Raw genomic sequence first — 10,159 nt, 5'->3', positions numbered from 1 at the left:
CCGGCCGTACGCCCGCCGTGGTGGCGCCGGATCATCTCGCGGGGCCGTCCTCGCCGGGGCCACGAGGCGGGAGCGCGCCCCCGGCGGCGACGGCGCGCCCCGCGCCTGGGGGTGCCGCTCGCGCTCCTGCTCGTCCTGGCCGCCGTGTGGTTCGCGCTGCCGCACCTGTCGGGGCTGCTCGGCCTCGCCAAGGAGGAGACCGGCGCGCCCGAGTCGATCCCCCCGACCGCCTGCCACGGCTCCAGCGCGGCGAAGGGGCACGCCGCCGGAGCGGCGTTCGACGGCTTCAACAACCGGTACTGGGCGCCCGAGGAGACCGGCGACGCGGCGGGCGAGTTCCTGGAGTGCGAGTTCGACACGCCGGTCCGGATGCTGAAGATGGTGGTGTTCCCGGGCACGTCGGCGCGTACGGACGAGTTCCTGACCCAGGCCCGCCCGGCCCGGCTCGTCGCCGAACTGACCGCGAAGGACGGCACCACGAGGACGAAGACGATCCGCCTCAAGGACCAGGCCGGCCAGCAGACCTTCGACGTCCGGGGCTCGCAGACCGTACGCGTCCGGCTGACGGTCGACTCCGCGTACGGTACGGGCAAGGGCCGCCGGGTGGCCGTCGCCGAGGTCGAGTTCTTCGGCCACCGCTCCTGACACCGCCCCGCACCCGCCGCATCCGGCTTGCGACGACGGGACGGGCGCGGCAGGGTTCGATGCTGTGCCCACTCTCCTGATCGTGCATCACACCCCGTCGCCCAACTGCCAGGCCCTCTTCGAGGCCGTCGTCGCCGGAGCGACGACCGACGAGATCGAAGGCGTGCGCGTGGTCCGGCGCGCCGCACTCGCCGCGACCGCCTCCGACGTACTGGCGGCGGACGGACTGCTGCTCGGCACCCCGGCCAACCTCGGCTACATGTCCGGCGCGCTCAAGCACTTCTTCGACCAGATCTACTACCCCTGCCTGGACACCACCCGGGGCCGCCCCTTCGGCTACTACGTACACGGCGGCAACGACGTCACCGGCGCCGTACGCGCCATCGAGACGATCACCACCGGCCTCGGCTGGCGCCGCGCAGCCGAGGCCGTGCAGGCGACGGGCGAACCCACCAGGACCGACACGGAGGCCTGCTGGGAACTGGGCGCCACCCTGGCAGCGGGCCTGACGGACTGACACCGCCCGCGCCCCGGGGGCTGCGCGAACGTCACCCGGACGCTACGCTGTGCGGCGATGACGACTCACTCTCTCCAAAGATTGGGGGCCCCGTCCGCGCAAGGTGAGTGCTGATGGCCACTCATCCCGCCGACGGAGACCCCTTCCTGTCCTTCTGGCTGCGCGTGCGCGAGTTCGCCGTGCCGCCCACCATGATCGAGACCGCGACCGCGCGCCGCCGTGCCGGTGACTGGGCCGGAGCGTGCGCGGCGGCCGGTGTCGACGTCGACTTCGCCCCCCGCGCCCTGGCCCGTACGCACGGGCGGGACCTCGCCGCCCGCGTACGCGCCGATCTGCGCCACCTGGCACCGGATCTGCTGCGCTGGCACCTGCCGAGGATCGCCCCGCGCGGACTGCTGCGGCCGGGACTGACGATCGCGCTCGCGCGGTACGACCCCGAGCCACAGGCCGGCCCCGCCCGCACTCCCGCGCCGCTGTGGCTCGTGGCGAGGACCCCGCCCGCCTGGGCCGACGCCGGCCAGCGGATCAGCCTCGGGCTGTGGGACGGCACCGGCACCACGACCGCCCGCCTCCACCCCCACCCGCACCCGAGCCGGCGCTTCCGGCTGGACCTGCACCGCCACCTCTGGGACGCACGCCGCGCCGCCGAACTGCGCCATCGGGCAGGAGCCGACCGGGCAGCGGGGGAGGGCCCGACGGACCCGGAGCTGCTCGACCACGTGCCACCGGGACGCCGCTGCGCCGTCGACCGCTGGGCGGCGGAGGCGGACCTGCTGCTCCGGGCCGAGGGCCGCGCCGCCACGGCGGTCACCGTACGGTTCGGCGGCCGGCACCGGCTGGTCCTCGACGTCCTCGCGGACCCCCGGGACGGGGAGCCGCCCGCCCTGCGGCCGGCGCACCCCCGGACCGACGGCGGGCGGACCGCCCCGGTGCTCCCCGACGCGGCGACCTGGATGCTGCCCGACCTGGAGCTGCTCCGGGCCGGTGTGCTCGACGCCGGCCGACTGCACCCGCTCGTCCGGGCCGCGCTCGTCCCGGAGTACGGCCCTGCCGTACCGGCCGCCTCGGCCGCGGAAGACACCGGAGCCCCGCGCCTCGTGGACTGTCGGGGCGCCCGGCACCGCATCGGACCGGTCGACGGGGTGCTGACCGCCCTGGACCACGACCCGGCCGAGATCCGGCGCGAGGAACTGCTGGCCGCCCTGAGCGGCGCCCCGCTGCCGTGCCTGCGCGCCATCGACGAGGCCCACCGTCGTCCGGACTGCCTCGACGGCGTACGCGAACGGCTCGACCACGGCGATTTCGCCGGAGCGCTGGCCGTCGTCGAAGGACTGCTCGGCGCCGGGGCGCAGCTCTGGGACGGGCCGCTGCGCGACGAACTGGAGACGGCGGCGCTGCGGCGGATCACCTACGGCCTGTACCGGGCCGATCTGGTCGAACCGGGCCCCCGCAGCGTCCACCGCCCCGGTCCACCGTGCCCCCGCGACCGCCGCTCACGCCCGGGCCGGGCGGAGCGCCGCTGACGGGTGCCTCCGCCCCGTCCCCACCGCCGGCTCCCTCCCGCACGGAGAACCGGCCCCACCTGCCTGTGACCCGATTCCACCACGACCACCAAGGTGATGACCCATGCCCGTCCACGCCCCTTCCGCCCCGGCCGACCACCCCGGGAGCCCGTCCCCGGCCTCCCAGCTCGACATCGCCGGGGCACTCACGGCGCTGCTGCGCGACACGACGACCGAAGCCCGCCCCGATATCCAGCTGGAGGCGCTGACACTGGCCGTCGCGGCCGACCTGCCCGTCCTGCTCTGGGGGGAACCGGGCATCGGCAAGACCGCGGCCCTGACCCAGCTCGCCGACGACCTCGACCTGCCCCTGACCACGGTGATCGCCAGCGTGCACGAGCCGTCCGACTTCTCCGGCCTGCCCGTCGTCGGCGATGACCCCGCCGGTCAGGGCGTCCCCATGGCACCGCCGGACTGGGCCGTGCGCCTGGTCCGCGCGGGCCGGGGCCTGCTCTTCCTCGACGAACTGTCCACGGCCCCGCCCGCCGTGCAGGCCGCCCTGCTGCGGCTCGTACTCGAACGGCGCGTCGGCGCGCTGCGACTTCCGCCCGGGGTGCGGATCGTGGCAGCCGCCAACCCCCGTTCCTCGGCGGCCGACGGCTGGGAGCTGAGCCCCCCGCTCGCCAACCGGTTCGTGCACCTCCAGTGGGTCCACGACCACGACGTCGTCGTGCGCGGACTGGGCGGAACCTGGCCGCGCGCCACCCTGCCCCGGCTCCGCCCCGAACACCTCGCCGGAGCCGTGGACTTCGCGCGGCGCGCGGTGTGCGGCCTGCTCGCGGCCCGCCCCTCGCTCGTCCACCGGTTGCCCAGCGGCGAGACACGCAGGGGCGGGGCCTGGCCGTCGCCCCGGAGCTGGGACATGACCCTCACCCTGATCGCCTTCGCGACCGCCGCGGGCGCCTCCCGGGACGTGCTGTCGCTGCTGGTCCGGGGCACGGTGGGGGACGGGCCGGGGCTGGAACTGCTGGCCGCCATGGACCGGATGGACCTCCCGGACCCCGAAACCCTGCTCGCCGACCCGGCCGCCGCCGTACTGCCCGAGCGGGGCGACCTGCGGCAGGCGGTGCTCGACGGGGTCGTCGCCGCGGTGCGCAACCGCCCGGACCGGGCCCGGTGGGACGCGGCGTGGTCGCTGCTGGTGCGCGCCGCCGAGACCGGCGCGCCCGACCTCGTCGTCGTACCCGCGACCACCCTCGCCGCGTTCCGGCGCGAGGAGTGGGACGTGCCCGCGTCGATCGAGGCGCTCGCCGGGGTCGTGTCGCTGTCCCGGCGGGCCGGGGAAGCGGCGGCCCGCGCGGCCGCGGCGACGAAGGGCGGCCGGTGACCGGGACCGGGCGGGCGGCCCTGGACCGCCACAAACTCTTCGCCGCCCGGTTGCTGGCCGTCCGGGCCCGCCCCTACCTGGCGACGGCGCTGTTCGCGCTGCACGTGGTCGAGTCGCGGCGGGTTCCGACGATGGCCGTCGACCGCCACTGGCGCTGCTACGTCTCGCCGGGGTTCGTGGACCGGACCCCGGTGGCGGAGCTGGCCGGAGTGTGGGTGCACGAGGTGTCGCACCTGCTGCGCGACCACCATGGGCGCGGCGACCGGTACCTGCGCGAGCACGGGCTGACCGGCGCCGGGGAGCGGCTGCGCGTGAACATCGCGGCCGACTGCGAGATCAACGACGACGCCTACGGGGACGGGCTGGACGAACCCGAGGACGTGGTGCGGCCGCTGACGCTGGGCCTGCCGGAGGGTAAGCCGATGGAGGAGTACCTGCGCATGTTCCGGCTCGGGCCCCGTACGGCGGACTTCGCCTGGCTGGACTGCGGCAGCGGCTCGGACGGCCTCGACCGGGACTGGGAGCTGGGACCGGCCGGCGCGCACGGGCTCAGCGAGCAGGAACGCGACGCCGTGCGCTTCCGGGTGGCCCAGGGCATCACCGGCCGGCCCGGCCGCGTTCCGAAGTCCTGGCAGCGCTGGGCCGAGGAGGCGTTCCACCCGCCGCAGGCGTGGCGCGACCTGCTCGGGGCCGCCGTCCGCTCCGCCGTTTCCGGGGCCGGCGCGGGCGACGACTACTCCTACGGGCGCCCCTCGCGGCGGTCGGCGGGGGTGCCGGGCGCGGTGCTGCCGAGCCTGCGGCGCAGACCGCCGCACGTGTCCGTGGTCATCGACACCTCCGCCTCGGTCAGCGACGCGGAACTGGGCAGCGCGCTCCTGGAAGTGGCCGCGATCGCCCGCGCCGTGGGCGGACGGCGGGATCTGGTGACGGTGCTGCCGTGCGACGCGGCCGCCCTCGTCGTTCACCCGCTGTGCCGCGCGGAGGGCATCCCGCTCGTGGGCGGCGGCGGTACGGACCTGCGCACGGGCTTCGCCAGGGCTCTGCGGCGGCACCCGCGTCCCGATGTGGTGGTCGTCCTGACGGACGGTCAGACGCCGTGGCCCGGGGCCCGGCCGGCGTGCCGGACGGTGGTGGGCCTCTTCGACCGGTGCACAGCCTCCTGGGACGAGGAGAACCCCGACTACGTGCCGGAGGCACCGCCCGAGTGGGCGCGCGTGGTGCACATCGGACGCCGCTGAGGCCGTGGGGCCCGCGCCCTCACCCCGCCCCCGGCGCCCCCGCGCGCAGACCCGCCGTCACCAGGTCGAAGAGGCGGGCGGCGCGGGGCTGCCAGGCGCTGTGCGGGTCGAGCTGCCACAGGCCCGCTATCGCGAGGAGGAAGTCGTCCGGGGTGACGCCGGGGCGGATGGTGCCCGCCGCCTCGTTCGCCGCGAGAAGGAGCGCGATGGCCTCGGTCACCGGGCCGTGGCCGACCTGGGCCAGGCTGCCGTGGCCGCTGGTCGCCGCGCGCAGGGCCGCGCCGAGACCGGCCTTGGCCATCGCGTACCGGGCGAGGCGGTCCATCCACTCGCGCAGGGCACGGTCGGCCGGGCGGTCCGCGAGGAGCTGGGCGGCCGTGTCGGCGACCTGCTGCATCTCGTACCGGTAGACCTCCAGGACCAGCGCCTCGCGGTTCGGGAAGTTCCGGTAGAAGGTGCCCTGGCCGACCCCGGCCCGCCGCGCGATGACGCTCACCGGGGTGTCCGCCGCCCGGGTCAGCTCCGCCAGTGCCACGGCCAGGATGCGTTCGCGATTGCGCTGCGCGTCCGGGCGCGTGGGCGTGCTCCTCGCCTCGCGCACACCTTCCCCCTCACGCGTCACGGCCGGGAATCGGCCTTGCTTCACCGGACAGCCGTCCGTTAGGTTCGACCATCAAGCGGACAGCTGTCCGCTTGTCTTCACCGTAGCGCCGGATCGGGCCACTCGGCCGACCGGTCTCCCGCCGGCCCGCCCGCCCCCGTCTCCCGCCGCACCGGCCCGCGAACCGAACCGCTTCGTCCGGCGCACCCATGCCATGCGAAAGAAGGCACATCATGGCCCCAGCGACGTCCAGCGCCCTCACCCTGCGCGTCAATGGCGAAAAATACACGCTGCCCGTCGACCACCGCACCACCCTGCTCGACGCCTTACGCGAACGCCTCGACCTGACGGGCACCAAGAAGGGCTGCGACCACGGCCAGTGCGGTGCCTGCACCGTACTGCTCGACGGCCGCAGGTCCCTGGCCTGCCTCCAGCTCGCCGTGGCCGCCGAGGGGCGCGAGATCACCACCATCGAGGGCCTGGCCGACGGTGACCGGCTGCACCCCGTCCAGGAGGCGTTCCTGGACCTCGACGGCTTCCAGTGCGGCTACTGCACGCCCGGGCAGATCTGCTCCGCCGTCGCCGTCATCGAGGAGCACGCCGCGGGCCTGCCCAGCGCCGTGACCGACGACGTACGGCCCGAAGCGGCGCCGCCCGCGCTCACCGACGACGAGATCCGCGAGCGGATGAGCGGCAACCTGTGCCGCTGCGGGGCCTACACCCAGATCGTCCGGGCGGTCGCCCGGGCCGCCGGAGCCGTCGCGGGCGAGGACAAGGAGCCGGTCGCATGAGGGAGTTCGGATACCAGCGGGCCCGCGACGTCGCCGGAGCCGTCGCCCTCCTCGCAGCCGACCCCGAGGCGCGGCTGCTCGGCGGCGGCACCAACCTCGTCGACCTCATGAAGGCCGGCGTGGAACGCCCCGGCCTCCTGGTCGATGTCCAGGAACTCGCGCTCGACACCATCGCGTACAGCCCCGCCGACGGACTGCGCGTCGGCGCCACCGTCAGCAACAGCGACCTGGCCGCCCACCCCGACGTACGCCGCCACTACCCCGCCCTGGCCCAGGCCCTGCTCGCCGGAGCGTCCGGGCAGCTGCGCAACATGGCCACCACCGGCGGCAACCTGCTCCAGCGCACCCGCTGCGGATACTTCGCGGACCCGGCCAAGCCCTGCAACAAGCGCGTCCCCGGCAGCGGTTGCCCGGCCCTCGCGGGGGAGCACCGCAACCACGCCGTCCTCGGTGCCTCCGAGCACTGCGTGGCCACCCACCCCTCCGACATGGCGGTCGCGCTCGCCGCATTCGACGCGGTCGTCACCTACGAAACGGCCGACGGCCCCGGCACGCTGCCGCTCGACGCCTTCTACCTGCCCGTGGGCGACACCCCGCACATGGAGACCGCGCTGCCGGCCGGCGCCCTCGTCACCGGAATCACCCTGCCGCCCGCCCCGGTCGCCGCGCACTCCCGCTACCGCAAGGTGCGCGAACGCGCCTCGTACGCTTTCGCCATCGGCTCGGTCGCCGCCGCGCTCGACGTCCGGGAGGGGACGGTACGCGAGGTGCGCCTGGCGTTCGGGGCCGTCGCGTCCCGGCCGTGGCGGGCCCGGACCGCCGAACGGGCCCTGACCGGCGGACCGGCCGACCCGGCCGCCTTCGCCGCGGCGGCCGACGCCGAACTCGCCGCCGCGAGGCCGCTGCCCCGGAACGGCTACAAGGTGGCCCTGACCCGCAACCTCGTCGTCTCCGTGCTCACCCGACTCACCGAGGAGGCCGCCCGATGACCACGACGACCGGCACACCCGCCGCCACCGGGGCCGTGGGCACCGGACGCAGCCGCGTCGAGGGCCGCGACAAGGTCACCGGCGCCGCCCGCTACGCCGGCGACATCCCCTTCACCCGGCTCGCCCACGGCTGGCTGGTCCTCTCCACGATCGCCCGGGGACGGATCACCGCCGTGGCGGACGAACCCGTCCTGGCCATGCCCGGCGTCCTCGCCGTCCTGCACCACGGCAACGTCCCGCGCGTGAACGCCGACTACGTGGGCATGCTGGGCCGGCCCAACCCCGTCGTCGGCCTCTTCCAGCACGACCGGGTGCCCTGCGCCGGCTGGCCGGTGGCCCTCGTCGTCGCGGAGACGCCGGAGCAGGCCCGGGAGGCCGCCGAAGCCCTCGTCGTCGAATACCGGGCCGAACCCCACGACGTGGAGTTCCGCGCCGGCCACGAAGGCGCCTACCGGCCCGAGGACAGCTCCATGGTCCGGGCCGACGCGGACAAGGGCGACCTCCCGGCAGCCCTCGACGGCGCCGCGTGCGTGATGGACGAGGAGTACACCACCCCGGAGGAACACCACTGCACCATGGAGCCGCACGCCGCGACCGCCCACTGGGACGACGGACGGCTCCACGTCACCGACTCCGACCAGGGCAGCTCCTGGGTCGCCGCGGAACTCGCCACCCTCTTCTCGCTGGACCCGGCCTCGGTACGGGTGCGCTCCGAGCACATCGGCGGCGCCTTCGGCAGCAAGGGCGTCAACGCCCACCAGGTGGCCGCCGTCATGGCGACCACCACCCTGCACCGCCCCGTGCGCGTCGTCATGACCAGGCGCCAGATGTTCTCGCTCGTCGGCTACCGCAGCCCCACCGCCCAGCGGGTCAGGCTCGCCGCCGACGCGGACGGCCGGCTGCGCGTCTTCGAGCACGAGGCGCTCAACCTCACCTCCCAGGTCCACGAGTTCGTCGAGACCAGCGCCGCGCTCGGCCGGGTCCTGTACGACGCCGACGCGCACAGCACCCGCCACCGGGTCGTCCGGCTCGACGTGCCGACCCCCACCTGGATGCGCGCCCCCGGCGAGGCCCCCGGCTCCTTCGCCATCGAATCGGCGCTCGACGAACTCGCCGAGCGGCTCGGCATGGACCCGATCGCGCTGCGCGCCCGCAACGAACCCGCCACCGGGCCGATCTCCGGACTCCCGTTCAGCAGCCGCAACCTGCTCGCCTGCTTCGAGGAGGGCGCCCGCCGCTTCGGCTGGGCGGACCGCGACCCGCGCCCCGGAGTGCGCCGCGAGGGCCGCTGGCTCATCGGCACCGGAACCGCCGCCGCCGCCTACCACTCCGGCGTCGGCCGCTCCACGGCCGCGGTCACCGCCGAGGCCGACGGCACCTTCACCGTACGGGTCAACGCCTCGGACATCGGGACCGGCGCCCGCACCGCCCTGACGCTCGTCGCCGCCGACGCGCTCGGGGCCGCCCCCGAACACATCCGCGTCCGCATCGGCGACAGCGACCTCGGCCACGCCATGATCGCCGGCGGCTCCACCGGCACCCGCTCCTGGTCCTGGGCGGTACGGCTCGCGGCGGCCGACGTACGCGAACGGCTCGCGCTAGGCGGCGCGATCCCGCCCGAGGGGATCACCGCCCGCTCCGACACCGCCGACGCCATCGCCGCCCTGCCGCCCCAGGAACGGCACTCCTTCGGCGCGCAGTTCGCCGAGGCCGCCGTGGACACCGGCACCGGCGAGGTGCGCGTCCGCCGCCTCCTCGGCATCTTCGCCGCCGGCACCATCGTCAACCCGCTCACCGCACGCAGCCAGCTCACCGGCGGCATGACCTGGGGGCTGTCCATGGCCCTCCACGAGGAAGCGGTGCGCGACACGGCGAGCGGTACCCACGTCAACGCCGACCTCGCCGGATACCACGTCGCCGCGCACGCCGACGTGCCGCACGTCGAGGCCGACTGGGTGGACGACCCCGTACCGGGCGACCCCGTCGGCATCAAGGGCGTCGGCGAGATCGGCATCGTGGGCGTCGCCGCGGCCATCGCCAACGCGGTGTGGCACGCCACCGGTGTCCGCCACCGGCACCTGCCCATCAGCCCGGACCGGGTCCTGCGAGCCGCCGAGGGGTCCACGGGTGCTTGACATCGCGGACCGGCTCCACGCCTGGTTCGAGGACGGCCGGGACTTCGCCGTCGCCACGGTCGTCGCCGTGGACGGCAGCGCACCGCGCGGCCCCGGCGCCGCCCTGGCCGTCGACCGGGACGGGGCCGTCACCGGCTCCGTCTCCGGCGGCTGCGTGGAGGCGGAGGTGTACGAACTGTGCGCACAGGCCCTGCGCGACGGCCGCACCGTGTACCGGCGCTTCGGCTACAGCGACGAGGACGCCTACGCCGCCGGGCTCACCTGCGGCGGCGTCCTCGACATCCTGGTCACGCCGGTCCGTGCGGCCGACCGCGCGCTCCGGACGGCCGCGGCGGCCGCCGCCCGGCGCGAGGC

General features: G+C 75.6%; 10 protein-coding genes. 9 read left to right on the top strand and 1 reads right to left on the bottom strand.

Features of this window, described 5'->3' with window-relative positions:
- Positions 1 to 111 precede the first annotated feature (111 nt).
- The 5 genes from MHW47_RS26260 (at position 112) to MHW47_RS26240 (ending at position 5,289) form a co-directional block, all read left to right on the top strand.
- Positions 112 to 645, top strand: coding sequence for a hypothetical protein (locus MHW47_RS26260; protein WP_308381718.1), 534 nt, complete (start codon positions 112 to 114; stop codon positions 643 to 645).
- A 64-nt stretch (positions 646 to 709) separates the two neighbouring features.
- Entirely contained in the window at positions 710 to 1,162 is a 453-nt protein-coding gene (locus tag MHW47_RS26255) for an NAD(P)H-dependent oxidoreductase (protein ID WP_239226248.1), read from the top strand.
- A 113-nt stretch (positions 1,163 to 1,275) separates the two neighbouring features.
- On the top strand, positions 1,276 to 2,685 hold the full coding sequence (locus MHW47_RS26250) for a hypothetical protein (protein WP_239226247.1): 1,410 nt from the start codon (positions 1,276 to 1,278) through the stop codon (positions 2,683 to 2,685).
- A 103-nt stretch (positions 2,686 to 2,788) separates the two neighbouring features.
- Positions 2,789 to 4,051 carry a MoxR family ATPase gene (locus MHW47_RS26245; RefSeq protein ID WP_239226246.1) on the top strand — a complete coding sequence of 421 codons (1,263 nt, stop codon included), beginning with the start codon at positions 2,789 to 2,791 and terminating at the stop codon, positions 4,049 to 4,051.
- Positions 4,048 to 5,289 (top strand): VWA-like domain-containing protein, encoded by a 1,242-nt coding sequence (locus tag MHW47_RS26240; RefSeq protein WP_239226245.1) that lies wholly within the window; start codon positions 4,048 to 4,050, stop codon positions 5,287 to 5,289. The genes MHW47_RS26245 and MHW47_RS26240 overlap by 4 nt, the downstream gene beginning before the upstream one ends.
- Before the next feature lie 19 nt (positions 5,290 to 5,308).
- On the opposite strand, the gene MHW47_RS26235 is transcribed toward MHW47_RS26240, so the two are convergent.
- The gene (locus MHW47_RS26235; RefSeq protein WP_239226244.1) at positions 5,309 to 5,890 is read right to left on the bottom strand and encodes a TetR/AcrR family transcriptional regulator; all 582 of its coding nucleotides are present in this window, start codon (positions 5,888 to 5,890) and stop codon (positions 5,309 to 5,311) included.
- Between the two features lie 233 nt (positions 5,891 to 6,123).
- Here MHW47_RS26235 and MHW47_RS26230 point away from each other — a divergent pair, with 233 nt between their 5' ends.
- The 4 genes from MHW47_RS26230 to MHW47_RS26215 all read left to right on the top strand — a co-directional run.
- Positions 6,124 to 6,681 carry a 2Fe-2S iron-sulfur cluster-binding protein gene (locus MHW47_RS26230; RefSeq protein ID WP_239226243.1) on the top strand — a complete coding sequence of 186 codons (558 nt, stop codon included), beginning with the start codon at positions 6,124 to 6,126 and terminating at the stop codon, positions 6,679 to 6,681.
- The gene (locus MHW47_RS26225; RefSeq protein ID WP_239226242.1) at positions 6,678 to 7,670 is read left to right on the top strand and encodes a xanthine dehydrogenase family protein subunit M; all 993 of its coding nucleotides are present in this window, start codon (positions 6,678 to 6,680) and stop codon (positions 7,668 to 7,670) included. Before MHW47_RS26230 ends, MHW47_RS26225 begins: the two co-directional genes overlap by 4 nt.
- Complete coding sequence (locus MHW47_RS26220) at positions 7,667 to 9,805, top strand: xanthine dehydrogenase family protein molybdopterin-binding subunit (RefSeq protein WP_239226241.1); 2,139 nt, start codon at positions 7,667 to 7,669, stop codon at positions 9,803 to 9,805. Before MHW47_RS26225 ends, MHW47_RS26220 begins: the two co-directional genes overlap by 4 nt.
- A partial coding sequence (locus MHW47_RS26215; protein WP_239226240.1) for an XdhC family protein occupies positions 9,798 to 10,159 on the top strand: 362 nt, incomplete at its 3' end. The genes MHW47_RS26220 and MHW47_RS26215, both read left to right, overlap by 8 nt.

This window comes from Streptomyces sp. OfavH-34-F (assembly GCF_022347745.1).
In the GTDB taxonomy this organism is placed as follows: Bacteria; Actinomycetota; Actinomycetes; order Streptomycetales; family Streptomycetaceae; genus Streptomyces.
Note: the sequence above shows the minus strand (reverse complement) of the source record. Positions and strands in the feature narration are given on the sequence as shown.

What these genes read in the sequence shown, in the direction of transcription:
- MHW47_RS26220 (WP_239226241.1), top strand. Translation starts at nt 7,667, where the DNA reads ATGACCACGACGACCGGCACACCCGCCGCCACCGGGGCCGTGGGCACC.
- MHW47_RS26230 (WP_239226243.1), top strand. Translation starts at nt 6,124, where the DNA reads ATGGCCCCAGCGACGTCCAGCGCCCTCACCCTGCGCGTCAATGGCGAA.
- MHW47_RS26245 (WP_239226246.1), top strand. Translation starts at nt 2,789, where the DNA reads ATGCCCGTCCACGCCCCTTCCGCCCCGGCCGACCACCCCGGGAGCCCG.
- MHW47_RS26250 (WP_239226247.1), top strand. Translation starts at nt 1,276, where the DNA reads ATGGCCACTCATCCCGCCGACGGAGACCCCTTCCTGTCCTTCTGGCTG.
- MHW47_RS26225 (WP_239226242.1), top strand. Translation starts at nt 6,678, where the DNA reads ATGAGGGAGTTCGGATACCAGCGGGCCCGCGACGTCGCCGGAGCCGTC.